This window comes from Haloarcula halobia (assembly GCF_029338255.1).
GTDB lineage: Archaea > Halobacteriota > Halobacteria > Halobacteriales > Haloarculaceae > Haloarcula > Haloarcula halobia.
This window is the reverse complement of sequence record NZ_CP119787.1, coordinates 1,680,188-1,702,960: the sequence shown is the minus strand read 5'-3', so window position 1 is coordinate 1,702,960 and position 22,773 is coordinate 1,680,188. Positions and strand designations below refer to the sequence as shown.

Annotated in this window: 26 protein-coding genes; 14 read left to right on the top strand and 12 right to left on the bottom strand. The window is 68.6% G+C overall.

What is annotated here, in order from left to right; genetic code table 11:
- Positions 1–25: 25 nt before the first annotated feature.
- From P1K88_RS09060 to P1K88_RS09045, 4 genes are read left to right on the top strand one after another with little or no spacing between them, the layout of a single operon-like run.
- Entirely contained in the window at positions 26–565 is a 540-nt protein-coding gene (locus tag P1K88_RS09060) for a protein-tyrosine phosphatase family protein (protein ID WP_276409864.1), read from the top strand.
- A gap of 42 nt (positions 566–607) precedes the next feature.
- Positions 608–1,831, top strand: a complete 1,224-nt coding sequence (locus P1K88_RS09055) for an HD domain-containing protein (protein WP_276409863.1) — start codon at positions 608–610, stop codon at positions 1,829–1,831.
- Positions 1,832–1,851: 20 nt separating this feature from the next.
- Positions 1,852–2,874: an amidohydrolase family protein gene (locus tag P1K88_RS09050; protein ID WP_276409862.1), complete on the top strand. Its 1,023-nt coding sequence runs from the start codon at positions 1,852–1,854 to the stop codon at positions 2,872–2,874.
- A 56-nt stretch (positions 2,875–2,930) separates the two neighbouring features.
- Positions 2,931–3,407 carry a universal stress protein gene (locus tag P1K88_RS09045; RefSeq protein ID WP_276409861.1) on the top strand — a complete coding sequence of 159 codons (477 nt, stop codon included), beginning with the start codon at positions 2,931–2,933 and terminating at the stop codon, positions 3,405–3,407.
- 22 nt (positions 3,408–3,429) lie between these two features.
- Here the strand turns inward: P1K88_RS09045 and P1K88_RS09040 are convergent, their stop codons facing one another.
- Positions 3,430–4,359, bottom strand: coding sequence for a biotin--[acetyl-CoA-carboxylase] ligase (locus tag P1K88_RS09040; RefSeq protein WP_276409860.1), 930 nt, complete (start codon positions 4,357–4,359; stop codon positions 3,430–3,432).
- A gap of 180 nt (positions 4,360–4,539) precedes the next feature.
- Entirely contained in the window at positions 4,540–6,375 is a 1,836-nt protein-coding gene (locus P1K88_RS09035; protein ID WP_276409859.1) for an acetyl-CoA carboxylase biotin carboxylase subunit, read from the bottom strand.
- Positions 6,376–6,461: 86 nt separating this feature from the next.
- Between P1K88_RS09035 and P1K88_RS09030 the strand changes: the two genes are divergently transcribed.
- A complete protein-coding gene (locus P1K88_RS09030) occupies positions 6,462–7,376 on the top strand; it encodes an ADP-ribosylglycohydrolase family protein (RefSeq protein WP_276409858.1) in 915 nt (304 codons plus the stop codon).
- 8 nt (positions 7,377–7,384) lie between these two features.
- Here the strand turns inward: P1K88_RS09030 and P1K88_RS09025 are convergent, their stop codons facing one another.
- Complete coding sequence (locus P1K88_RS09025; RefSeq protein WP_276409857.1) at positions 7,385–7,684, bottom strand: DUF8022 family protein; 300 nt, start codon at positions 7,682–7,684, stop codon at positions 7,385–7,387.
- Positions 7,685–7,686: 2 nt separating this feature from the next.
- Positions 7,687–9,237, bottom strand: coding sequence for an acyl-CoA carboxylase subunit beta (locus P1K88_RS09020; RefSeq protein WP_276409856.1), 1,551 nt, complete (start codon positions 9,235–9,237; stop codon positions 7,687–7,689).
- A gap of 114 nt (positions 9,238–9,351) precedes the next feature.
- On the opposite strand from P1K88_RS09020, the gene P1K88_RS09015 reads away from it, so the two are divergent.
- The gene (locus P1K88_RS09015; RefSeq protein WP_276409855.1) at positions 9,352–9,975 is read left to right on the top strand and encodes a uracil-DNA glycosylase family protein; all 624 of its coding nucleotides are present in this window, start codon (positions 9,352–9,354) and stop codon (positions 9,973–9,975) included.
- A 68-nt stretch (positions 9,976–10,043) separates the two neighbouring features.
- Positions 10,044–10,514: a DUF555 domain-containing protein gene (locus P1K88_RS09010; protein WP_276409854.1), complete on the top strand. Its 471-nt coding sequence runs from the start codon at positions 10,044–10,046 to the stop codon at positions 10,512–10,514.
- Positions 10,515–10,595: 81 nt separating this feature from the next.
- Here the strand turns inward: P1K88_RS09010 and P1K88_RS09005 are convergent, their stop codons facing one another.
- Entirely contained in the window at positions 10,596–10,832 is a 237-nt protein-coding gene (locus P1K88_RS09005) for a UPF0058 family protein (protein WP_276409853.1), read from the bottom strand.
- Positions 10,833–11,018: 186 nt separating this feature from the next.
- Here P1K88_RS09005 and P1K88_RS09000 point away from each other — a divergent pair, with 186 nt between their 5' ends.
- Positions 11,019–11,423, top strand: coding sequence for a translation initiation factor IF-2 subunit beta (locus P1K88_RS09000; protein ID WP_276409852.1), 405 nt, complete (start codon positions 11,019–11,021; stop codon positions 11,421–11,423).
- Here P1K88_RS09000 and P1K88_RS08995 read toward each other — a convergent pair whose 3' ends face one another.
- The 3 genes from P1K88_RS08995 to P1K88_RS08985 all read right to left on the bottom strand — a co-directional run bounded on the left by P1K88_RS08995 (position 11,424) and on the right by P1K88_RS08985 (position 13,154).
- Positions 11,424–11,603 (bottom strand): DUF7836 family putative zinc-binding protein, encoded by a 180-nt coding sequence (locus P1K88_RS08995; RefSeq protein ID WP_276409851.1) that lies wholly within the window; start codon positions 11,601–11,603, stop codon positions 11,424–11,426.
- A 96-nt stretch (positions 11,604–11,699) separates the two neighbouring features.
- The gene (locus P1K88_RS08990; protein ID WP_276409850.1) at positions 11,700–12,671 is read right to left on the bottom strand and encodes a transcription initiation factor IIB; all 972 of its coding nucleotides are present in this window, start codon (positions 12,669–12,671) and stop codon (positions 11,700–11,702) included.
- 198 nt (positions 12,672–12,869) lie between these two features.
- Positions 12,870–13,154: a DUF357 domain-containing protein gene (locus tag P1K88_RS08985; RefSeq protein WP_276409849.1), complete on the bottom strand. Its 285-nt coding sequence runs from the start codon at positions 13,152–13,154 to the stop codon at positions 12,870–12,872.
- Positions 13,155–13,256: 102 nt separating this feature from the next.
- On the opposite strand from P1K88_RS08985, the gene P1K88_RS08980 reads away from it, so the two are divergent.
- The 3 genes from P1K88_RS08980 (at position 13,257) to P1K88_RS08970 (ending at position 15,206) form a co-directional block, all read left to right on the top strand.
- A complete protein-coding gene (locus tag P1K88_RS08980) occupies positions 13,257–14,306 on the top strand; it encodes an NAD(P)/FAD-dependent oxidoreductase (protein WP_276409848.1) in 1,050 nt (349 codons plus the stop codon).
- 81 nt (positions 14,307–14,387) lie between these two features.
- Positions 14,388–14,855, top strand: a complete 468-nt coding sequence (locus tag P1K88_RS08975; RefSeq protein ID WP_276409847.1) for an SRPBCC domain-containing protein — start codon at positions 14,388–14,390, stop codon at positions 14,853–14,855.
- 63 nt (positions 14,856–14,918) lie between these two features.
- Positions 14,919–15,206: a DUF7545 family protein gene (locus P1K88_RS08970; RefSeq protein ID WP_276409846.1), complete on the top strand. Its 288-nt coding sequence runs from the start codon at positions 14,919–14,921 to the stop codon at positions 15,204–15,206.
- 282 nt (positions 15,207–15,488) lie between these two features.
- Here the strand turns inward: P1K88_RS08970 and P1K88_RS08965 are convergent, their stop codons facing one another.
- From P1K88_RS08965 to P1K88_RS08950, 4 genes are all read right to left on the bottom strand, one after another.
- Positions 15,489–16,148 (bottom strand): 2,5-diamino-6-(ribosylamino)-4(3H)-pyrimidinone 5'-phosphate reductase, encoded by a 660-nt coding sequence (locus tag P1K88_RS08965; RefSeq protein WP_276409845.1) that lies wholly within the window; start codon positions 16,146–16,148, stop codon positions 15,489–15,491.
- 49 nt (positions 16,149–16,197) lie between these two features.
- The gene (locus P1K88_RS08960) at positions 16,198–16,458 is read right to left on the bottom strand and encodes a DUF7513 family protein (protein ID WP_276409844.1); all 261 of its coding nucleotides are present in this window, start codon (positions 16,456–16,458) and stop codon (positions 16,198–16,200) included.
- A complete protein-coding gene (locus P1K88_RS08955) occupies positions 16,455–18,032 on the bottom strand; it encodes a Na+/H+ antiporter NhaC family protein (RefSeq protein ID WP_276409843.1) in 1,578 nt (525 codons plus the stop codon). Before P1K88_RS08955 ends, P1K88_RS08960 begins: the two co-directional genes overlap by 4 nt.
- Positions 18,033–18,095: 63 nt before the next feature.
- Positions 18,096–18,554, bottom strand: coding sequence for a hypothetical protein (locus P1K88_RS08950; RefSeq protein WP_276409842.1), 459 nt, complete (start codon positions 18,552–18,554; stop codon positions 18,096–18,098).
- Positions 18,555–18,820: 266 nt separating this feature from the next.
- Between P1K88_RS08950 and P1K88_RS08945 the strand changes: the two genes are divergently transcribed.
- Genes P1K88_RS08945 through P1K88_RS08935 form a run of 3 tightly spaced genes read left to right on the top strand, consistent with a single transcriptional unit; the run spans position 18,821 to position 22,612 of the window.
- On the top strand, positions 18,821–20,101 hold the full coding sequence (locus tag P1K88_RS08945) for a Single-stranded DNA binding protein (RefSeq protein ID WP_276409841.1): 1,281 nt from the start codon (positions 18,821–18,823) through the stop codon (positions 20,099–20,101).
- The gene (locus tag P1K88_RS08940) at positions 20,098–21,834 is read left to right on the top strand and encodes a hypothetical protein (RefSeq protein WP_276409840.1); all 1,737 of its coding nucleotides are present in this window, start codon (positions 20,098–20,100) and stop codon (positions 21,832–21,834) included. The genes P1K88_RS08945 and P1K88_RS08940 overlap by 4 nt, the downstream gene beginning before the upstream one ends.
- Before the next feature lie 40 nt (positions 21,835–21,874).
- Positions 21,875–22,612, top strand: a complete 738-nt coding sequence (locus P1K88_RS08935) for a metallophosphoesterase (RefSeq protein ID WP_276409839.1) — start codon at positions 21,875–21,877, stop codon at positions 22,610–22,612.
- The last annotated feature ends 161 nt before the right edge of the window (positions 22,613–22,773 follow it).

The following is a 22,773-nucleotide window of genomic DNA, read 5'->3' as shown; positions in this document are numbered from 1 at the left end:
TGATAGCCCTTGTATACCCGCTGTCATGCAGGGCCTGAACCCACACCGGTTCGCACCCGCCGCGCCCGACGAGGACTACGTTTTCGGGTCCTGTGCACCCGGCTGGCACACGGCCGCCGGCCACGAGGTGGCACTGAACGACTGGCTCGACTACGTGCAGGATCAGGGTATCGAGCGCGTCTGCTGTCTCCTCTCCGGTCGGCAACTCGACGCCACCGGCCTGAACGTCGACCGCTACGAGTCTGTCTTCGGCGAGTCGAAGGTATGTCACGCGCCGGTCCCGGACCACCACCTCGTGTCCGAGGAGCGGTTACACGGGGAGATTCTGCCCTTCCTCGCGGACGCGAGGGACGCCGAGGAGCGCACGGTCGTCCACTGCCTGGCCGGCATCGGCCGGACCGGACAGGTACTGGCCGCGTGGCTCGTGTACAACCGCGACTACGGACCGGACCGCGCCGTCGAGACGGTCAGGGAGATGGGCCGTGAGCCACGCGACGCCATCGAGGTCGGCAACGCCGACCCCGGGGACCTCACGGCCCTGCTCGCGTCGGTGGCGCGACTGTAGCCGTCAGTATCGTTTTGAGACCGGCCACCGTAGCGCGAACAGATGACCACCATCAAGGACAGCGTCCACGACCACATCGCGGTCGAGGGCGTCGCCGAGGACCTCCTGGAGACGCCGCCCGTCCAGCGGTTGCGCCACGTCACGCAACTGGGGACGGTGACGCTCGTCTACCCGTCAGCCAACCACACGCGGTTCGAGCACTCGCTGGGGGTCTACCACCTCGCCGACAGGGCCCTCTCCGAGCTGGGCATCCAGGGTCAACAGGCCGAGCGCGTCCGTGCGGCGGCGCTGCTCCACGACGTCGGTCACTCGCCGTACAGCCACAACGTCGAGGCCGTCGTCCACCGCGAGACCGGGAAGTACCACGACGACGTCCGGGAGCTGCTGGACCGTGGGGCCGTCGCCCGAGTCCTGACCGACCACGGCCTCAACCCGGACCGGGTCGCGGCCCTGGTCGCCGGCGACGGCGAACTCGGCCAGCTGGTCTCCGGGGAACTCGACGTCGACCGGATGGATTACCTCGTGCGCGACGCCCACCACACGGGCGTCCCGTACGGCACCATCGACCACGAGCGTCTCATCCGCGAACTGCGCTTCGTCGACGGGGAACTGGTGCTCGACGAGGGGAACGTCCAGACGGCGGAGTCACTGTTGCTCGCCAGGGCGCTGATGAACCCCACCGTCTACCAGCACCACGTCGCACGCATCGCGAAGTCGATGCTCCGGCGCGCGACGGACCGCCTGCTCGCGGCGACCAACTGGACGGCCGACGACCTGCGGCGCTGGGACGACAAGGACCTCCTGGTTCGGCTCCGGCGCTGTGACGAGACCGCGGAGTACGCACGCCGCCTGGGCGAGCGCGACCTCTACAAGCGGTCGGTGTGGGCCGAACGCTCCGCGGTCCCCGACGGACTGCTGACCGCGGACTACCGGGACCTCCGCGCCCGGGAACACGCCATCGCGGAGGCGGCCAACGTCGACCCCGACGCGGTCATCCTCGACGTCCCCGCCGAACCGGCGATGAAGGAGTCGACGAGCCGGGTTCTGATCAACGGCGAGGTCCGCCGCCTCGGCGAGCAGTCGACGCTCGTCAACGCGATACGGGCGGCCCAGCGCGACCAGTGGCGACTCGGCGTCTACGCGCCCGAGTCCGACAGCGAGCGGGTCGGCGAGGCCGCGGTCCGCGAGCTCGGTCTCGACATGGACGGCGCGCGCGTTCGGGACGTACGACAGGGCATCCACGCGACCCTCGACGAGTTTAATTGAGCGACGGGAGACCACTAGCTATGATACTCGAAGGCACCATCCTCCGTGGCCGGTCGTTCGATCCAGTCGAGGGACGGGTCGTCGTCGAGGACGGCCGTATCGTCGCCATCGAAGAAGCCGAGGTGTACAGCGACGACATCGTCGTCCCGGCGTTCGTCAACGCCCACACCCACGTCGGCGACTCCATCGCGAAGGAGGCCGGCGAGGGACTGACACTCGAGGAGCTGGTCGCCCCGCCCGACGGACTGAAACACCGCCTGCTACGGGAGGCCGACCGGAGCGACCTGGTGGCGGCGATGGCGCGCAGTCTCGCGTACATGGAACAGTCCGGGACCGGCGCGTTCGTCGAGTTCCGCGAGGGTGGCGTCGAGGGCGTCCGGGCGCTTGCCGCGGCGCTCGAGGACTCGCGCCTCGAGCGCGTCGTCCTCGGTCGCGAGTCCGTAGACGTGCTGGACGTCGCCGACGGGTTCGGCGCCAGCGGCGCCAACGACGCCGACTTCGGCAGCGAGCGGCAGGCGACGAGGGAGGCCGGGAAGCAGTTCGGCATCCACGCTGGCGAAGTCGACAGCAGCGACATCAACCCGGCACTGGACCTGGATCCCGACTTCCTCGTGCACATGGTCCACGCCGAACCCCTCCATCTCACGCGGGTCGCCGACAGCGAGGTGCCGGTGGCGGTCTGTCCCCGCTCGAACCTCGTCACCGACGTGGGCCTCCCGCCCGTCGAGGACCTCCACGAGCGGACGACGGTGGCACTCGGGACGGACAACGTCTTCCTCAACAGCCCGTCGATGTTCCGCGAGATGGAGTTCACCGCGAAGCTGTACGACGTGACCGCCCGCGAGGTGCTGGCGATGGCGACGGTCAACGGGGCCAAACTCGCGGGACTGGACTGCGGCGTCGTCGAACCGGGGCGCCCGGCGCGGCTGACCGTGCTCGACGGCGAGTCCGACAACCTCGCCGGCGCCCAGAACGTCGTCCGGGCCGTCGTCCGGCGCGCGGGGACGAGCGACGTCAAACGGGTCGTCCTGCCCGAGTCGTAGGCGACTGTGCTAACAGGCACCAAACACCTATGCTGTTACCCTGTCTACACTATGGCATGTACGACCGGATACTGCTACCGACCGACGGGTCCGAAGAGATGGAGTACGTCATCGAACACGCCGTCTCGCTGGCGACGACCCACGGCGCCACGGTCCAGGGACTCTACGTCGTCGACACCGGCCGGTTCGCGTCGCTGCCGGTCGGCAACTCCTGGGAGGGCGTCACCCAGATGCTCAGGGAAGAGGGCGAGCTGGCCCTCGACGAGCTGGAGGCCTACGACGCGGGGAGCGTCGGCGTCGAGGGCCACATGGTCGAGGGCGACCCGACGACAGAGATTCTCCGGTACGCCGACGAGGCCGACTGCGACGTCATCGTGATGGGGACCCACGGTCGCGGGGGCATCGACAGACTCCTGCTTGGCAGCGTCGCCGAGCGGGTCATCCGCCAGTCACACGTGCCGGTCGTGACGGTGCCGGTCCGGCGGGGCGAGCAGCGCGAGGAGCCACCCTCGTCGGTCAGGGCCGCGAACTAGCAGGTGCCAGCGTCCTCCCCAGTCAGGCCGGTCGGAGGTGGTCGCAGTCACCGGCCGCGACGGTCACCTGGCCGTCCGCCGTCTCGACCACGAGCGACCCCGGGAACCTGACGTCGACGGCTTCACCCTCGATGGTCCCGTCCGACGTCTCGACACGGACTCGTCGGCCCAGCGTCGTCGCGTACTCCCGCCAGGCGTCGACGATAGCCTCGGGCGACCGCCGGAGGTCCTCGAACTCTTCCAGGACGCGCTGGGTGAACCGGCGCCGGTCGATCGGGCTTCCGCGTTCGGCCTCGAGACTCGTCGGGGCGGCCTCGCTGGGGAGCGACGCCGGGTCGACGTTGGCGTTGATGCCGACGCCGACGACGATCCAGGAGATACGGTCGGCCTCGCCCTCCATCTCGGTGAGTATCCCGACGAGCTTTCGATCACCGACGAGCACGTCGTTGGGCCACTTGATGCCGGCGTCGACGCCTGTCTCGCGAGCCGCACGGGTGACCGCGACGGCCGCCGCGAGCGTGAACACCGGTGCGTGGGCCATCGGGACGTCCGGTCGGAACAGAATCGAGAGCCAGATGCCGCCGCTGGGCGAGGACCACGCGCGGTCGAGTCGCCCGCGCCCGCCGGTCTGTTCGTCGGCCAGCACCACCACGTCGCGCTCCCCGTCGGCCGCCAGGTCTCGCGCGCGAGCGTTCGTGCTCGGGATGCTGTCGTGGTACTCGACCGTAAAGGGGGCGTCGAGGCCGTACTCGACCGCCGCGCCCCCGAACTCGGGGACCGACGCCAGCCGGTACCCGTCGTCCCCGCTCTCGACGTCGAAGCCGCTCTCGCGCAACCCCTCGACGTGCTTCCAGACCGCCGCGCGGGAGACGGCAAGCTCCTCGGCCAGCGCCGGCCCGGAGACCGGCCCCTCCGCCAGCGCCTCCAGCACGGCGTGTCGCGTCTCGTTCATGCCCGAGCGTTCGACAGGCGGGGATAAAAAGCGGCCGGAGGCCGTCAGCGTACCGTGGCGAGCGGAGCGAGGCACGGTTTCACCGCGAGCGCCGGCCGGCGCTCGCGGCTTTTTATCCTAACTTTTTGCGAAGGGATGCCCGCAGCGACGGCGTCGCGAGGGCACCCCCGAAGGAAAAAGTTAGCCGATGACGAAAAGCAGGTCGCCCATGTCGACGGACTCGCCCTCGCCGATGGCCACCTCGTTGATGGTGCCGCTGCGCTCGGTGACGATGTCGTTTTCCATCTTCATCGCCTCGAGCACACAGAGGACGTCGCCGGCCTCCACCTCGTCGCCCTCCTCGACGTTGACCTCGAGGATGGTCCCCTGCATCTCGGCGGTGACCTGCTCGCCCTCGGCGCTGGAGGCGCTGGACCCGCCGCCATCGCCGCCGGCGGCCGGGCGTTCGGGGCGCTGGCCGCCGCCGGCGTCGACGTCGCCGACGTTGATCGGCGGGGCACCGCGTTCCTCGAGTTCGACGTCGAAGCGCTTGCCGTTGACCTCGACGGTGAACTCGCGCTCGACGACCTCCTCGTCGTCGGCGTCCGCAGTGGTCTCGCTGCCCCACTTCGCCTGGGCTTCCTCGATACGGGCCTTCTCGAGGTGGTTGTCCAGGTACTTCGTCGTGTGGGTGCCGCCGACGAACTTCTCGTCGGTGAGCATCAGGCGGTGGAAGGGGATGACCGTCGGGAAGCCCTCGACCTCGAACTCGCCGAGCGCGCGGCGGCCGCGGGAGATGACCTCGTCGCGGTCGGTCCCGTGGACGATGAGTTTCGCTATCATCGAGTCGTAGTCGGTCACGAGGTCGTCGCCCTGGCGCAGGGCGTCGTCCATCCGGACGCCGATGCCGCCCGGCGGGTCGTAGGTCTCAAGGGACCCGCTGTTTGCGGGGGCGAAGTCCTTGGCGGCGTTCTCGGCGTTGATGCGAAACTCCATCGCGTGGCCGTCGATCTCGACGTCGTCCTGGGCGAAAGCGAGCGGTTCGCCCTGGGCGACCCGGATCTGCCACTTGACGATGTCGATGCCCGTGATCTCCTCGGTGACGCAGTGCTCGACCTGGATGCGGGTGTTGACCTCGAGAAAGTAGAAGTTCGTGTCCGGTCCGAGCACCTCGCCCGGGTCCCGGTCGGGGTCCTCCTCGACGAGGAACTCGACGGTGCCGGCGTTGTAGTAGTCCGCCTCGCGGACGCCCCGGCGGGCGGCCTCGCCGATCTGCTCGCGGAGGTCGTCCGACAGGGCCGGGGACGGTCCCTCCTCGATGACCTTCTGGTGGCGGCGCTGGAGCGAGCAGTCGCGTTCGCCCAGGTGTCGGACGTTGCCGTCGTGGTCGGCGATGATCTGGACCTCGATGTGGCGCGGGTTCTCCAGGAAGCGTTCGAGATAGACGGAGTCGTTCGAGAAGTAGGCCTCGCCCTCGCGTTTCGCGGATTCGAGCTGGTCTTCGATCTCGTCTGGACCCTGGACGATCTTCATCCCGCGGCCGCCGCCCCCGCCCTCGGCCTTGATGGCGACCGGGAACCCGTGCTCGTCGCCGAACGCCTCGACCTCCGTGGGGTCGTCGACGGGGTCTGTCGTCCCCGGGACGATAGGGACGTCCGCCGACTGCATTATCTTCCGGGCCTTGGTCTTCTCGCCGAGGGCCTCCATTGCGTCACCGGTCGGCCCGATCCAGGTGAGGCCGTCGGTCGCCTCGACCTTGCGGGCGAAGTCGGCGTTCTCCGCCAGGAACCCGTAGCCAGGGTGGATGGCGTCGGCACCGGCCTGCTTGGCGGCGTCGACGATGGCGTCCTGGTCCAGATAAGAGTCCGCCGCGCGTGCCGGGCCGACGTTGTACGCCTCGTCGGCGAACCTGACGTGGCCGGCGTGCCTGTCGGCCTCGGAGTAGACGGCGACCGTCCCGATTCCCAACTCCGCGCAGGCACGCATGACCCGTACCGCGATCTCCCCGCGGTTAGCGACGAGTACCTTATCGAACATATGCCTCCTTACCGGTACTCACCTCATAAAACTAGGCGGAACTGTAATGTCGCCGCTGCCTCGTCTCTCGTGTAGAGACGATTGCTATGGACGATACAGCACGCGCTCGCGGGACGTTGCTCGGCCTGGCCTGTGGCGATGCGCTGGGCCGGCCGGTCGAAGGGTGGCCCCGGTCACGCATCGCCAGCGAACACGGCCGCCTGACGGAGATGCAGGCCCGCGGGGCCCACAACCTGCCGGCCGGCGCGGTGACCGACGACACGGAACTGGCGCTGTGTCTGGCCCGGAGCATCGTCGAGTCCGACGGCTTCGACGCGGACGACGCCGCCCGGCGCTTCGCGACGTGGTTCGAGGGGGACCCGACGGGGATCGGGGGGATGACGAGGCGGGCCCTCGCTCGCGTCGCGACCGGGGAACCCTGGGACCGGGCCGCAAAACACGTCTGGACGCAGAGCCCGGAGGGACACAACGCCGGCAACGGGAGCGTGATGCGGTGTGCGCCGCTCGCGATACGCTACACCGACGACCCGGCGACGCTGGTCGAGACGAGCGTGACCTCCTCGCGCCTGACCCACTGGGACCCCCGCTGCACCCACGGCTGTGCGGCGCTGAATCTGGTTGTCGCCGGGTACCTCCGGGGAGAGGACAGCCCTGTGTCGGCGGCGCTCGACCGACTGGACGGGGAGGCACCGACCGACGTGGCCGTCGCCGTACAGGAGGCTGAGGCGGCCACGGACCCGACGATGCTCCCAGTGACCGGGTACGTCGTCGATACGCTCGAGGCGGGCGTCGGGCACGCCCTGCTGGCGGACTCGGCCGAGGAGGCGATCGTCACGGCAGTCAACAACGGCGGCGACACCGACACCGTCGGCGCCGTCGCGGGGGCCGTCGCCGGCGCCCGGTACGGCGCGGAGAGCCTTCCGGAGACGTGGCTCGAAGAACTCACGGTTCGCACGGAGGCAGGGACCCTCGCGGAGCGACTGGCAGAACAGGGCCGCTGACCCGGCGGTTACATCCGGTCGACGCGCCCGGCGGCACTCCAGGGGTCTGTCGGGGCGTCGGCCGGGACCTCGACGTGACGCTTCTGGGTGTCCCTGACCCGGTTCGAGAAGAGCCACTCCTTGCCCGCCCAGGTCGGTTCGTCGCTCGCGGCGGCAGCGGCGGCCGCGGCACGCTGCTGGTCGGTCACGTGTGCCCCGATGGCGACGGCGATGGCAGCCGCCTCGTCCGTGGAGGCGTCCGGGAGCGCGTCGGCTATCGCTTCGACGATGTCGGTGTCGACGGCGTCGGGTGCTGTGTCTGTCGCCATGATTACAATGGGATGTTCCCGTGTTTCCGGTCGGGCTGGTCCTTTCGCTTCCCTCGAAGGAGGTCGAGGTCTTCGATGAGTCGCGGCCTGGTGTCCTGCGGTTCGATGACGTCGTCGACGAACCCGCGCTTGGCGGCGATGTAGGGGTTCGCGAAGGCGTCGCGGTACTCGTCGATGAGCTGCTGGCGGCGGGCCTCGACGTCGTCGGCGTCGGCGAGTTCGTCGTCGTAGAGGACGTTCACCGCGCCCTTCGGCCCCATCACGGCGATCTCGGCGGTCGGCCACGCGTAGTTCATGTCCGCGCCGATGTGCTTCGAGGCCATGACGTCGTAGGCCCCGCCGTAGGCCTTGCGCGTGATGACCGTAAGCAGCGGGACCGTCGCCTCGGAGTAGGCGTACAGCAGTTTCGCGCCGTGGTTGATGATGGCGTTTCGCTCCTGATCCTTCCCGGGCATGAACCCGGGGACGTCGACGAACGTGAGGATGGGGATGTTGAACGCGTCACAGAAGCGGACGAACCAGGCCCCCTTCCGCGAGGCGTCGATGTCCAGCGTCCCCGCGTTGACACGGGGCTGGTTGCCCACGACGCCGACGCTGTGGCCGTCCAGCCGGGCGAACCCGGTGACGATGTTGCGGGCGAAGGCCTCGGCCACCTCGAAGAAGGAGTCCTCGTCGACGACGCCCTCGACGACGTCGACGATGTCGTAGGGCTTCTGTGGCGCGTCGGGCACCGTCTCGATCAGGCTCTCGTCCCGCCGCTCGGGGTCGTCCCAGGGGTCGACGCTCGGTGGGTCCTGGACGTTGTTCTGGGGGAGATACGAGAGGAGATAGCGGATCTCGTCCATCGCGGCCTTCTCGTCGGCCGCGGTGAAGTGGGCGACCCCGGACTCGCTGGCGTGGGTCTCGGCCCCGCCGAGTTCGTCGAAGCCCACCTCCTCGCCGGTGACCGTCTCGATGACGTCGGGGCCCGTGATGAACATGTGGCTGGTCTCCTCGACCATGTAGACGAAGTCCGTAATCGCTGGGGAGTAGACCGCGCCACCGGCACACGGCCCCATGATTGCCGATATCTGGGGGACGACGCCGCTGGCTTGCTGGTTGCGATGGAAGATGTCGGCGTAGCCGGCCAGGGAGTCGATGCCCTCCTGGATGCGCGCGCCCGCCGAGTCGTTGAGCCCGATTATCGGCGCGCCGTTCTCGATGGCCTTGTCCATCACCTTACAGACCTTCTGGGCGAAGGCCTCGCCGAGCGACCCGCCGAAGACGGTGAAGTCGTGGGCGAAGACGTAGACGCGCTCGCCGTTGACCTCGCCGTACCCGACGACGACGCCGTCGCCGGGGGCGTGCTTCTCGGCCATGTCGAAATTGGTCGAGCGGTGCTCGCGCAGGGCGTCTATCTCGACGAAGGTGTCGTCGTCGAGGAAGTAGTCGATGCGCTCGCGGGCGGTGAGCTTGCCCTTCTCGTGCTGGGCCTCGATGCGTTCCTCGCCGCCCCCGCGTTCCGCCTCCGCCTTCCGCTCGCGGAGGTCCTCGACGCGTTCGTCGTGGGTCACGCGACATCACGGCTCCAGGACCAGAACATACCGGTCCCGTGGTGGGCATCCGAGAAAAGCGTTACCCGAACGGAATCCGTCGGAGTTTTGCCCGCCCCTGCCCTGCCTCCGCTCGTGAAGAACATCACGGCAACGCAGCACAACCCGTTTGGCTTCGAGCCGCCGTGTGAGCCGTTCGTGCCCGGGTACGGCGACGCGAACGCCGACTTCCACGTCGTCGGCGACCACCCCGGCGTCCACGGGGGCAACGAGTCCGGGGTTCCGTTCACCGGGACGCCAGCCGCCGACCGGCTCCAGCGGGCGCTCGTGGACGGCGGCCTGCTGGCGGCGGCCGGGACGCCGCCGACCGTCGAGAAGACCTATCTCTCGTATCTCTTTCTCTGTGGCGACCGGACGCCGACCGAGGACGACTACGCGGACCACGAACCGATGTTCGATACCGAGGTCCGGGCCATCACGTCCCACGTCCTGCTCCCGGTCGGCGAACGGGCGACGAAGTACGTCTTCAGGAACATGACCGCCGAGCCGGCCGACGACGTCGACATGGCGGCGCTCCACGCCACCGAGGTCAAGGGCAGCGGGTGGCTCGTCTTCCCGATCAAGGACCCGGCGGAGTGGAGCGACGACGACGAGGCGGCGCTCGTCGAGAGCCTGCAGGCCCTACTCGAGACAGACTACCGCCAGGAGGCCGAACTCGGCCGGTTCCTCCCCGGAGACGACCTCTGGCGGGTCCGCTGACCGGCCCCGTGGCTGTCGTGTGTGATCGCGGGCCAACCTTCATAATATAGGACAACAAACATACCTGTATGGACTGTAGAGTTGTCGTTGAGGCGGCAGTCCCCGTCTACGACGTCTCGAATCCGGACGAGGCGGTCCGCATCGCCATCTCGAAGACGGGTGAGATGTTGAATCCGGATCTCAACTACGTGGAGATAAACATGAGCGAGCGCCACTGCCCGCACTGTGGCGACTCGCTCGAACCGGCGTTCATCGCTGCCGACGAGAGTCTGGTCGCCCTCGAGCTGGAGATGACGGTGTTCAACGTCGAACGCGACGAGCACGCGGCCCGAATCGCGCGCAAGGAGATCGGCCAGCGACTCGAGAGCATCCCGCTCGACGTCGTCGAGATCGAGGAGATCGTCGAGGAGGAAGACGAGGCAAAAGCGGAGGAAGACGAGGCAGACGAGGCGGAGTCCTCGGTCGCGGCCGGCGATGTCGCCGGCGACGAGTCGGCCGACGAGGTCCTGCCCGAGTTCGAGGAGCTCATCGACGAGTGAGCCGGACGCGGCCCGAGCGGGCCCACGTCGGGAGAGAAGACTCTCGCTATACAGGTCTCTTCAGCGGGGAAAGAGAGGGATTCAGTCCGCAGCGGCAGAAACGGGTTCTTTCACGTCCTCGGTCATCTCCGACGTGATGCCGTCGACAAGGGCGAAGACGGCTGCCTTGTGGTCCGTCTTCGACTTGTGGATCGATGTGGGCTTGACGCCGAGTGTCGCGTATTCGTCGTGGTCTACGTCGGACCCGGTCTCCGCCTCGTAGTGATTCTGTACCTGTGCAAGCAGGCCGTGCAGATGGATGAGCTCCTGCTTTTTCATGGTCACCAAGGTGTAACGACTGGAAGTTTATAGTACTACTCTGACGAAGGTTAACACACTACTAGAATCATCAATCGTTACACTCAGCCCCGCTACGGCGGGCTGAGTGGCGTGGGACTGAGACCCACGGTGACGCGTCACGGGCGGTTTGAAAGAACTTTTTCTGCCAGCGACCGTACGGCACGTATGGACTACGAGGACCAGCTCGAGAAGGCGCTCGACGAGACGCCGGAAATCGACGGCACGGACGACCGGTTCGAGGTGCCCGACCCGGAGGTCCGCCAGGAGGGCAAGGTCACTGTGTTCGAGAACTTCCAGCAGGTCTGTGACCGCCTCGAGAGGGACCCCGAACACGTGATGAAACACCTCCAGACGGAGATGGGGACCAGCGGTCACATCGACGAGAGCGGGCGCGCGCGACTCACCGGGTCCTTCGGGAGTGACCGGATCGGCGAAGCCATCGACACGTACCTCCAGGGGTACGTCCTGTGTTCGGAGTGTGGCCTGCCGGACACGCGACTCGAGCGGGAGCAGGGGGCCGAGATTCTGCGGTGTGAGGCCTGTGGGGCGCGAACGCCGACGGGCGAGTAGTTACTGTAACCCCTTCAGGGTCTGGAGATCGCGGTCTGTCCGCGTGAACTCCGCCAACCGACGACTCGCGTGGCAGTTGGGACAGTGGAACGTGGAAGTGTGGGGCGGCAGTTGGCTGGGCGTCGACTCCCAGTCCTTCTTGCACTCGGGGCACAGCAGTCGGACGTACGCTTCTTCCATGTCTGATAATGACACACACTGGGTTCCGTATAAAGGTTTGCCGTCTGCGGCCCGCGACGTGGGCGGCGGCGAGCAGCCGCGCCGAGCGGGGCCTGCTCACGCAGGGACGTTCTCGGCCTCGAGCAGCTCCTTGTACCGGTTTCGGATGGTGACCTCGGAGATGTTGGCCACCTCGCTGACCTCGCTCTGGGTGACCTTCTCGTTTGTCAGCAGTGCGGCGGCGTAGACGGCCGCCGCGGCCAGGCCCACGGGCGACTTCCCGGAGAGCAGGCCGGCCTCCCGCGCGTTCTCGATGAGGTCACGTGCCTGGCGCTCGGACTCGTCGCTGAGGTCTAGCTCCGAGATGAATCGAGGCAGGTAGTGCTCCGGGTCGGCGGGCTTGACCTCCAGACCGAGTTCCCGGACGATGTAGCGGTAGGTCCGGGTCAGTTCCATCTTGTCGACGCGGGAGACGACGGCCATCTCGTCGAGCGAGCGGGGGTTGCTCGCCATGCGGGCCGAGGCGTACAGCGCCGACGTCGCGACGCCCTCGATAGACCGGCCGGGGAGCAGGTCCTCGCTGAGGGCCCGGCGGTAGATGACGCTGGCCGTCTCACGGACGCTCTGTGGCAGGCCCAGCGCGGAGGCCATGCGATCGATCTCGCCCAGCGCCTGTTTGAGGTTGCGCTCCTTGGAGTCACGCGTGCGGAACCGCTCGTTCCAGGTGCGCAGGCGCTGCATCTTCTGGCGCTGCTCGCTGGAGAGCGACCGCCCGTAGGCGTCCTTGTTCTGCCAACCGATGTTGGTCGACAGGCCCTTGTCGTGCATCATATTCGTCGTCGGCGCGCCGACGCGAGACTTGCGGTCCTTCTCCGCGGAGTCGAAGGCCCGCCACTCGGGTCCGTGGTCGATCTCGTCTTCCTCGACGACGAGGCCGCAGTCCTGGCAGACTGTCTCTCCGTGCTCGGCGTCCGTGAGGACGTTGCCGCCACACTCCGGGCAGACGTCTATCCGCTCAGACTCTTCGCGTTCGACCTCCTGTTCGTTGGGCTTTTCCTGCGTGTTGGTGCGTACTGGTGATTCACTCATGATTGGGGACTCACATCCTGCCGGGGGCGTAATGGTAATAAGTACTCCCCGTTGGCTTCTTACCTGTAGTTAGGGAGAAAGACTTTTAAACCTTTCGTTCCCCGTGATAACAAACCGCACGACAGAAACCGTTTCGACGGACACCGTCCCGGCACCGCCGCCGGAACGGACGACCCGAGCCGGACGGCCCACAGCAGCTCAGACCGTGAACAGGTGGCCCTCTGTCGGCACGTCGAACAGACCGATGCGTGCGCCGGCGTCGAGCCAGGCGTGGCCGTAGGAGAAGGCAGCGAGCGCGTTGACCGGGTCGTCGTCGGCCCGGAAGTGGCGACCGTCCTCGAGGTAGGAGGCCGCCATCTCCACACACTCGAGGGCGGCGTCGTGCATCGGCGTTCCCTCCGGTGGCGCGACGTCCGCGGCATCGAGCGCCTCGGCGAGCAGTCCCTCGTAGCGGTCGGTCTTCTCCTCGAGATCGGCAGCCATACCCACAGCGAACGGGCGACGGCGCCTAAGCGTGTCGGCGGCCGTGTGTGGGGCCGACAGGACAGCGCAAAATAGTTACCGGCGTAGAGAGTACTGAGTCCTATGACCGAGGAAGTCGACCACCGACGGCTCATCATCGCTGGGTCGGGAATCGCAGGGCTGACAGCCGCCATCTACGCGGCGCGAAGCAACAACGACCCGCTCGTCCTCGAGGGCGACGAACCGGGCGGCCAGCTGACCCTGACGAGCGAAGTCGAGAACTACCCGGGGTTCCCCGAGGGGCTCTCCGGCCCGGACCTCATCAACCGGATGAAAGAACAGGCCAAGCGGTTCGGTACCGAGATCGACCACGGCATCGTCACCGACATCGACGACAGCGAGCGCCCGTTCCGCGTCGAGCTGCGCGACGGGACCGTCTACACGACCGACGCGTTCATCGCCGCGTCGGGAGCCAGCGCGCGGACGCTGGGCGTGCCCGGCGAGGACGAGCTGATGGGCTACGGCGTCTCGACGTGTGCGACCTGCGACGGCGCGTTCTTCCGGGGCGAGGACATGCTGGTCGTCGGCGGCGGCGACGCCGCGATGGAGGAGGCCCACTTCCTCACGAAGTTCGCGAACAAGGTGTACGTCGCCCACCGGCGCGAGAACTTCCGCGCCGAGGACTACTGGATCGACAAGGTCCAGGCGAAGGTCGACGAGGGCGAGATCGAGCTCCTCCGCGACACGGAGCTGCTCGAGGTCCACGGCTCGGCCGAGGAGGGCGTCGACCACGTCACCCTCGCCGAGAACCCGGAGGGCTACCCGTCGGAGAAGCTCGACGACCCGGCGACCGAGCAGTACGAGCTGGACGTCGGCGCGGTGTTCGTCGCCATCGGCCACACGCCCAACACCGAGTACCTCGAGGACACCGGCGTCGAACTCGACGAGACGGGCTACGTCGTCGCGAAGGGCGGCAAGGGCGCCGGACAGACGGCCACGGACGTCGAGGGCATCTTCGCAGCCGGGGACGTCGTCGACTTCCACTACCAACAGGCGGTCACCGCCGCCGGCGACGGCTCGAAGGCCGCACTCGACGCCGACGACTACCTCGAGGACCTCGAGGCGACCGAGGCTGGAGCGGAGTCGGAAGCGGCGGCGCAGGCCGACGACTGACGACCGGTTGCCCGCCGACCGACGCGCACTGCGAATCGCTCTCACTACTGATTTATCTCCTCGGCGGTCGTCTTGGACGACATGAATACCATCGAAACGAGTATCGACATCGCGGCGCCGACCGAGGCCGTTTGGGACGTGCTGACCGACTTCGGATCCTACGGCGACTGGAACCCGTTCGTCAGAGAAATCTCGGGGACCGTCGCCGAGGGCGAGCGACTGCGCGTCCGCCTCGACCCGCCGGACGGTCGCACCATGACCTTCAAGCCGCGCGTGACGGCGGCAGTGCCGGGCGAGCGCCTCGAGTGGCTCGGCCACCTGCTGGTCCCCGGCCTCTTCGACGGGCGCCACGAGTTCCGCCTGGAACGCGTCGACGACGACCACACGCGAGTCCACCACCGCGAGTCGTTCTCCGGCGTCCTCGTCGGCCTGTTCCTCGATGCCGCGGACGTCACCGAGGGCTTCGAACAGATGAACGAGGCGTTGCGGGCCCGCATCGAAGACGGGACCGTCGCGACGGACCCCGAGGTCGACCCGGTCACGGCCTGACGGGCGCCGGTCGCCGGCCTCGCACCCGACAGACCCTTCCGTCGGGTCCGCGAACCGACGGCCATGGCAAGCGACACTGTCACGCTGACGATCGAGACGGACGACGCCACAGACGAGCTGACGGTCCCGGCCGACCTCCTCGAGATCCTGCGGGAGGAACCGGGCGAGTCGGACCCCCAGGTCATCGGCGACCTCGCGATGTTCGGCCTCGCACAGCGCATCCACAGCGCGGTCCACCACGCCCAGGGCGAACCGGACGCGGAGATCGCCGCCCTCGAGGAACAGACGCTCGACCTGTTCGAGGAGCGGTTCGGGACCACCTTCGGTGAGCTGACCGGCCACGACCACTGAGCGGGGTCACCCGGACAGCGCAGTCGGCCACGTATCGCCACCCGACGGGCCGTGAGTCAGTCCCGCCGTCGGTCTCCAATGCGTTTGCGATCCGTTCGAGCTGTACCCCGACGTAGCAGAGCGCCTGGGTCTGCGGTACCACCGGGTCGGTGGATCACTCCGCGGAGAGGTACGCCGCGCGCCTGCCGGCCCGGTCGATGGCATCGACATCGGTCGGCATGGCCACGGCTGTGGCCATTGGGTACCACCGGGTTCGCCGACCCTCCGGTGTTCGAGTGACCCTCAGACCGACCAGGTCAGCAGGACGCCGTCGTCGAGGCGCTGGACGCTCTCGAGGTCGAGTTCCGGGAACCCCTCGGTGAACCCGTCGCCGTCGGCCAGCGTCGGCGCATCCCGGCCACCGATGAGTGTCGGCCCCACGAACACCGAGAGCTCGTCGACCAGTCCCTCCTCTACGAGACCGAATATCAGCTCGCCGCCGCCCTCGACCAGCAGCGTCTCGATGCCCTCGCCCTCGAGTTTGCCCAGCGCCGTGGTGAGGTCGACCCGGTCCTCGCCCGCCGCGAGGACGTACGCGCCCGCCTCCTCCATCTGTTCGACGAAGTCGGTCGGGGCGGCACGGCTGACCAGCAGGTAGGTCTCGGCCCGGCCGTCCAGCACCGTCGCCTCGGGCGGCGTCCGGACGTGGGAGTCGGCGACGATACGAGCGGGGTTCGACGGGTCGCCGCGTTCGCGGCGCCCGGCCCGCCGGTCGGCGTCTTCCACCGTCAGCGAGGGATCGTCGGCGAGGACGGTCCCGACGCCCACCATCACGGCGTCGCAGTCGGCCCGCAGCTGGTCGACCCGGTCGAAGTCCTCGGGGCCGGAGATGGCGATCTGCTCGCGACGCCGCGAGGAGAGCTTCCCGTCGGCGCTCATCGCGGCGTTGACGACGACGTGCATACCGGACCGTACCACCCTGTCTCAAAACCGCCTTTCGGTTCCGGGCGTCTCAGAAGGTAGCGGTGTCGAGCGTCTCGAGCAGCTCGGCCCGCCCCTCGTGGGACGCGGTGTCGAACTCGGTGACGCGGAGGCGAACCCGCGTGTCCGCGGGGACGTGCCGGTCCAGCGTGAGCAGGGAGTCACCGATGCGGACGACGCTCGTCTCGCCGTCGGAGCGCGTGACGAAGGCGACGAGTTCGCTCCCCCGGTCGAAGTCCGGCGTCTTCGACCGGAACCGCCAGCCGGCGAAGTACTTCTCGAGAAGACTCATACCCGCGCGACCTCCTCGGACTCGCGGTCGGAGACGTACTCGCGGCCGAACCCGGTCCAGGCGGCAAGCAGGAAGGTCACCAGGAGCAACCACCCGTGGAAGACGTAGGGCACGACGGCGACCGGGTTGACCAGCATCGACGTCTCGAACCACGGGTAGGCGTCGGGCAGGCCCTGCATGGCCGCGATACCGACCAGCACGCCGCCGGCCCACGGGAAGATGTAGCCGAGCGCCGAGGTGTTGGCGTCCAGGATGTTCGCCCGGCGGTAGCCGTTGAGGTTGAACCGCCGGCCGATGGTCGAGACGTAGGGCGCGATAGCGATCTCGGCGGCCGTGTTGATCGTGATCATCGCGTTGACCGTCGCCGTCCCCAGGACCATGGTGGTCTCGGCGCGCGTGACCGTCGTCGCGACGTGGTCGAGCAGCCAGTCCTGGAGGGCGGCGAACCCGCCGCCGCGAATCATGATGCGCGCGCCGGCGACGATGAGCAGGGTGAGGACGATGAGCGGGAAGAACCCCTGCGCGCCGGTGTAGATGCTGCCGCCGACACTCGGCGAGGCGCTGGCGTCGACGATTTCCACGACTGGGAGCGACGAGAGCGACTGGGCGACGCCCGAGCGCGCCGGGGCCCGGAAGACGAGCATCTCGGGGATGCTCGCCAGGCCGAAGACGAGGTTCGCGGCTACGGCGACGACCAGACCCCACGAGATGGCTTCGACGATGTGGCGGCCTCTGACGGCCGTGGCGATGACGACGCCCATCGAGACCAGGTGGAGCAAGCCGGCCGGGGTGGCGCTCTCGACGAACACCTGTCGCGCGTCGCCGGCGACGTCGATGCCCGGCATCACGGACCCGGCGACGACGTACGCCCCGAGCGCGACGATGGCCGGGAGGATGGCGTACTTGAACCGCGAGGCAACGACGCCGCCGATATCCGAGTCCTGGGTGACGGCGCTGACGATGGTGGTGTCGCTGACGGGCGCGAGGTTGTCGCCGAAGACGGCCCCCGAGAGGATGGCCCCGAAGACGAGCACCGGGCTCGCCCCCAGGAGGATGCCCGCCGGGAAAAAGAGCGTCGTGAAGGCGACGGTGGTCCCGTAGCCGGTGCCGATGCCCGTCGCCAGCAGCGCGGCCAGGACGAACGTCGCGGCGGGGAACAGCGCCGCGCCGATGTCGATCGCGTTTGCCGCCCAGACGAGGCCACCGACGAACCCGCCGGCCTGGATGGTCGCCGAGAACATCCCGGCCCACAGCCAGGCGACGATGGCCGTCGCCGCGACCCGCTGGGTCATCCCCTCGAAGATGGTGTTCGCGTAGGTCTTCCAGTCGCCTTTCACGAAGAACATGCCGACGATGAGCGCGAGCAACATCCCCGCGACCAGTCCCGTAGTATCGGAGATGCCAAACAGGCCGCTCTGGACGATGGCCCAGACGATGAACAATCCTATCGGCAGTCCGCTGACCAGCGTGCCACCGTAGAACTCGATGTCGGGGCCCCCGTCCGGCCTCTCACCGACGTCGATGTCCAGCGAGTCCTCCACCGAACTCTGTTCGTTCTCGTCACCTCGCGACATACGTGGGCCATCCGCATACGGCACACACAAAGGTGCCGGTTCACCGCCGCCCCCGGGCCGGTCTCACTCGGAGTCGGTGTCGGGCGGGTCCGCCAGGACCGTCGCGTCCAGCGTCTTGACCGCCCCGTCGACCGTCTTCAGGTCGAACGTCGGCCCGTCGACGACGAGTTCGCCCACGTCGAGGATGGCCTCGGTCGACCAGCCCTGGATGCGAGCGACGCCAGCCTCGTCGATCTCGACGAACGTCCGGGGTTTGCGCTGCTGGCCCATCGACCAGTTCGAGTCGCCGATGGTTATCTCCTGGCCGCCGGTCGTCGACCAGTTGAACACGCAGGCGTGCTGGGCCCGGGATTCGTCGCTCCGCTCGTGGTCGGTCCGCGTCCACTGCTCGTAGTCGACCCCGTAGTGGGCGGCCCAGAGACGCAGGTACTCGAAGTCGAACTTCTTCGTGCCGTCGTCGTCCCGGCCGGTCCGCCAGATGACGTGAGCGTCCGACGGCTTCGATCCGAAGATTCCGGCCACGTCAGTCCCCCCGGCGCCCGTCCGGTCTGCCGTCGCTGGAATCGCCGTCGCTTCCGGTGCACACCCAGGTGACCCGGGCCGGGTTGCACGTGTGACCCATACGCACAGCGATGCCATTCTGGTAAATAAGCGTAGGGGAAACTGGTACGTCGGTCGACAGTAGTTCGTCGGGTCGCTGCCGTTGTGGGCCGCGCCGCCAGCCACCGCCACCGACGGCCAGACAGCCTCGCAAACCCTTTTCCCTGCCCCCGCCGAACCACCGTTCGATGTCTCTCGAAGACCATGCCGAGGAACTCGCCTCCGACCTCGGCGTCGACAAAGAGGAGGTCACACAGCACTTAGAGAAACTCGTCAGCTACTCGGTACCGATGGACGAGGCCAAACAGAGCGTCCGTCGGAAGTACGGGAGCGGGGCCGGAAGCAGCGACGGCGCCGGGCAGCGCAAGCCCATCGCGGACGTGACCCCCGGCGATTCGAACGTGACCGTCACCGCGGTCGTGTTGACCGCCGGCCACCGGACCATCCAGTACAACGACGAGGAACACGTCATCCGCGAGGGCAAACTCGCCGACGAGACCGGGACCATCTCCTATACGGCCTGGGACGGGTTCGAGGGCGACCTGGAGCCGGGGCAGACGCTCAGGCTGGAGAACGTCAGCCTCCGCGAGTACGAGGGCCAGCCGGAGCTCAACCTCGGCGACGGTACGCGGGCGACGGTCCCCGAGGACGACCTCACGGTCGACGCCCGCGTCGGCGGCGACCGGCAGCTGAGCGAGGTCACGCCCGGGGACCGCGGCATCAACGTCGAGGTCGAAGTACTGGAGTGCGAGGAGAAGGTCATCGACGGCCGCGACGGCGAGACGACCATCCTGAGCGGCGTCCTCGGCGACGAGAGCGCCAGGACGCCCTTCACCGACTGGCAGCCCCACGACGAGCTCAGCGAGGGGGCGTCGGTCCGGATCGAGGAGTCGTTCGTCCGCGAGTTCCGCAGCGCACCGGCGATCAACCTCTCCGAGTTCTCGACGGTCACGGCGCTGGAGACGCCGATGAACGCCACCGACAGCGCCCCGCGGATGCCCATCCGCGAGGCCGTCGACAGCGGCGGGCTGTTCGACGTCGAACTGCGAGGGAACGTCATCGAGGTGCGCGACGGGTCGGGCCTCATCGAGCGCTGTCCGGAGTGTGGTCGCGTCATCCAGAACGACCAGTGTCGGACCCACGGCACCGTCGAGGGCGAGGACGACCTCCGGACGAAGGCCATCCTCGACGACGGGACGGCCACCGCGACGGTCATCCTCGACGCCGACCTGACGGCGACCGTCTACGGCGGTGACATCGACGAGGCGCGCGACCACGCACGCGATGCGATGGACAAGTCCGTCGTCGCGGACCGCATCGCCGACCGCATCGTGGGTCGGGAGTTCGTCGTCCGCGGGTCGCTGTCCATCGACGAGTACGGCGTCAACCACAACGCCTCGTCGTTCGAGGCGGCCGCCGAGGACCCGGCCGAACGTGCCGCGGCCTTCCTCGCGGAGGTGGACACATGAGCGCGAACGGCGACGACCAGCCGCGACTGCGAGAGGTCGCCTGCCGCCTGTTCGCCACGGAGTTCGACGACGCCGACTTCTCGTACTCCGAATCGGACGAGGAGCGCGCCCCCAACTACGTCGTCACGCCGACCGGCGCGCGGGTCAACCGCCTGTTCGCCGTCGGGGTGCTGACCGAAGTCGAGTCCGTCAACCAGGAGGTGCTCCGCGCGCGGGTCGCCGACTCGACCGGCGCCTTCGTCGTCTACGCCGGGCAGTACCAGCCCGAGGCGCTGGGGTTCCTCGAGTCGGCCGAGCCGCCGCTGTTCGTCGCGGTGACGGGCAAGGCACGGACCTTCGAACCGGACGACAGCGACCGGGTGTACACCTCGATTCGCCCGGAGAGCATCAGCGAGGTCGACGCCGAGACGCGTGACCGCTGGGTGGTCCAGGCCGCCGAGCAGACCGTCGAGCGCGTCGGCCTGCTGGCCAGCGCCAAGCAGACCGGCCTCGCAGGCGGCCAGCTGCGGACGGCCCTCGAGAACAGCGGGTACACCGAGGCCCAGGCCGCCGGCGTCACGCTGGCGCTCGACCACTACGGCACCACGGGCGAGTACCTCCAGGCGCTCCGGGAGACGGCGCTCGACGCGGCCCGCGTCGTCACCGGCGAGCGAGACGAGGCCCGCGGCGTGTCGATGCGCCCCGACGACGGCACTGACGACCCGATTCCGCTGCTCGCCGATGTCGAGGTATCGGTACCGGACGGCGAGGCGGACCTGGAGCCCGAGCCGGCCGCGCCGACGGCCGACGGCAGTGAATCGGTGACCGTCTCGACCAGCGACGCGGAGGCGCTCGAGTCGAGTGCAGAGCCGGCGTCGAGTCCGGAGGAACCGACCTCGGCCGAATCCACAGCGAGCGACCGGGCCGAGGCAGCCGACACCGGTCCCGTCGAAGCGACGGGCACCGAGACGACGACCACCGACGAGAGGGCGAGTGCCGAGACTCCCACGGCGGACAGCGAGCACGACGCCGAGCCCGGCGAACCCGCCGCCACCGCGTCCGAATCGGCCACGGAACCGGCCTCGGCGGGCGGGGCGGACGAGTCGGTCGAGACGGCAGCGAGAAGTCCCGGGACCGAGACGGGCGACGACTCCGCGCCGGAATCGGCCACCGGAACGGACGATGCGGGGACCGCGAACGAGACCGACACAGGCGTCGCCGGCGAGTCGACCACCGGGGACGAACCGGCAACCGACGACGACCTGGGGGACTTCGAACCCGAGTTCGAACTCGACGAGGACGAACGCGAGCAGATCGAATCCGAGTTCGGGACGGAGTTCCAGAGCGGGACGGACGTCGACGACCCCGGGGAGGCCGACATCGAGACGCCGAGCGCGGAGGAGGTCGAACGCGCGGCCGAATCGGCCGAGGACTCGACTGTAGCGACGGACGAAAGCGCCACGCCGGAGTCGGGGGGCGAGGACGTGCCGGCAGACGACCCGGCGACCGACGATGCACCCGCGGACGCGGCGGGTTCGGAGACCGTGGACGCGGACGACGTCGACCTCGAGGACGCCGTGATGGAGGCGATGTCGGACCTCGACGACGGCAGCGGCGCCGACCGGGAGGACCTGGTCGCGGCCGTCGCCGACCGCCACGGCGCCGACCCGGCGGCCGTCGAGGCCGCCATCCAGGACGCGTTGATGGGCGGTCGCTGCTACGAACCCGAAGACGGCAAGCTGACCCCGATCTGAGACGCGGCGCTTTTCTCGCGTGCCCGCCAACGTCCGGGCGATGGCGGTCGAACCGCTCCCCGACGTCCCCGCAGCGACGGTCGAAGCCGACGGCGAGCGACTGCTCGTCGTCGCCGACTACCACGCCGGCATCGAGGCCGGCCTGCGCTACGAGGGGGTCGAACTCGCGTCGGCGGCCGAGGACCGGCGGCGCCGCCTGACGGGCCTCGTCGACCGGACGGCCCCGGACCGCGTCGTGGTCCTGGGCGACCTCGGGTACGCTATCGGTGACCCGTTCGCCGAGGAACGGGCCGAACTGACCGCGCTGTTCGACGCGCTCGCCGTCCCCGTGACGCTGGTGAAGGGCAACCACGACGGCGACCTGGAGGGGGTGCTAGACGTCATCGGCGCGGACGTGACGATGGCGCCGGCCCACGGCGTGCGACTCGGCGACGTGGGGTTCGTCCACGGCCACACCTGGCCGTCGCCGGACGTCCTCGCGGCCGACGTGGTGTGCATGGGCCACGAGCACCCGGTGGTCCGCCTGGAGGACGAGGTCGGTGGCGTCCGCAAGGAGCGCGCCTGGCTCCGGGGGCCACTCGGCCAGGACCCCTTCGACGCCCCCGTCGGGGCCGACGTCGACCTCGTCGTCTTTCCGGCGTTCAACGACCGCTCGGGCGGGATCTGGGTGAACGTCGAGGGACAGGACTTCCTCGCGCCGTTCCTCCCGGCCGCACTCGACGGCGCCGAGGCGTTCCTGCTCGACGGGACCCGACTCGGCCCCTACCAGCGAGTCTGACCGACGGGGCGCTGGCGGTGACCTAAGTAAGAGCGAGTTTCGTCGGTAACACGTACCAGCTGTGCACGCATCCGGAGAGCGTGTCTGTGGAGGGACCGGCGCGAAAGATAGCCGAGACATCGCGACGAAAAGTGGCGAAGTTCAGATTTTGCCGCAGATAA

Bases quoted from the DNA above. Each gene is read 5' to 3' on its own strand.
- P1K88_RS09000 (WP_276409852.1), top strand. From the start codon at position 11,019: ATGGACTACGAGGACCAGCTCGAGAAGGCGCTCGACGAGACGCCGGAA.
- P1K88_RS09030 (WP_276409858.1), top strand. From the start codon at position 6,462: ATGGACGATACAGCACGCGCTCGCGGGACGTTGCTCGGCCTGGCCTGT.
- P1K88_RS09010 (WP_276409854.1), top strand. From the start codon at position 10,044: ATGGACTGTAGAGTTGTCGTTGAGGCGGCAGTCCCCGTCTACGACGTC.
- P1K88_RS08960 (WP_276409844.1), bottom strand. From the start codon at position 16,458: ATGAGTCTTCTCGAGAAGTACTTCGCCGGCTGGCGGTTCCGGTCGAAG.
- P1K88_RS08940 (WP_276409840.1), top strand. From the start codon at position 20,098: ATGAGCGCGAACGGCGACGACCAGCCGCGACTGCGAGAGGTCGCCTGC.
- P1K88_RS08945 (WP_276409841.1), top strand. From the start codon at position 18,821: ATGTCTCTCGAAGACCATGCCGAGGAACTCGCCTCCGACCTCGGCGTC.
- P1K88_RS08980 (WP_276409848.1), top strand. From the start codon at position 13,257: ATGACCGAGGAAGTCGACCACCGACGGCTCATCATCGCTGGGTCGGGA.
- P1K88_RS08965 (WP_276409845.1), bottom strand. From the start codon at position 16,148: ATGCACGTCGTCGTCAACGCCGCGATGAGCGCCGACGGGAAGCTCTCC.
- P1K88_RS08935 (WP_276409839.1), top strand. From the start codon at position 21,875: ATGGCGGTCGAACCGCTCCCCGACGTCCCCGCAGCGACGGTCGAAGCC.
- P1K88_RS09050 (WP_276409862.1), top strand. From the start codon at position 1,852: ATGATACTCGAAGGCACCATCCTCCGTGGCCGGTCGTTCGATCCAGTC.
- P1K88_RS08970 (WP_276409846.1), top strand. From the start codon at position 14,919: ATGGCAAGCGACACTGTCACGCTGACGATCGAGACGGACGACGCCACA.
- P1K88_RS09055 (WP_276409863.1), top strand. From the start codon at position 608: ATGACCACCATCAAGGACAGCGTCCACGACCACATCGCGGTCGAGGGC.
- P1K88_RS08985 (WP_276409849.1), bottom strand. From the start codon at position 13,154: ATGGCTGCCGATCTCGAGGAGAAGACCGACCGCTACGAGGGACTGCTC.
- P1K88_RS08995 (WP_276409851.1), bottom strand. From the start codon at position 11,603: ATGGAAGAAGCGTACGTCCGACTGCTGTGCCCCGAGTGCAAGAAGGAC.
- P1K88_RS09035 (WP_276409859.1), bottom strand. From the start codon at position 6,375: ATGTTCGATAAGGTACTCGTCGCTAACCGCGGGGAGATCGCGGTACGG.
- P1K88_RS09040 (WP_276409860.1), bottom strand. From the start codon at position 4,359: ATGAACGAGACGCGACACGCCGTGCTGGAGGCGCTGGCGGAGGGGCCG.
- P1K88_RS08990 (WP_276409850.1), bottom strand. From the start codon at position 12,671: ATGAGTGAATCACCAGTACGCACCAACACGCAGGAAAAGCCCAACGAA.
- P1K88_RS09060 (WP_276409864.1), top strand. From the start codon at position 26: ATGCAGGGCCTGAACCCACACCGGTTCGCACCCGCCGCGCCCGACGAG.
- P1K88_RS09005 (WP_276409853.1), bottom strand. From the start codon at position 10,832: ATGAAAAAGCAGGAGCTCATCCATCTGCACGGCCTGCTTGCACAGGTA.
- P1K88_RS09025 (WP_276409857.1), bottom strand. From the start codon at position 7,684: ATGGCGACAGACACAGCACCCGACGCCGTCGACACCGACATCGTCGAA.
- P1K88_RS08955 (WP_276409843.1), bottom strand. From the start codon at position 18,032: ATGTCGCGAGGTGACGAGAACGAACAGAGTTCGGTGGAGGACTCGCTG.
- P1K88_RS09045 (WP_276409861.1), top strand. From the start codon at position 2,931: ATGTACGACCGGATACTGCTACCGACCGACGGGTCCGAAGAGATGGAG.
- P1K88_RS08975 (WP_276409847.1), top strand. From the start codon at position 14,388: ATGAATACCATCGAAACGAGTATCGACATCGCGGCGCCGACCGAGGCC.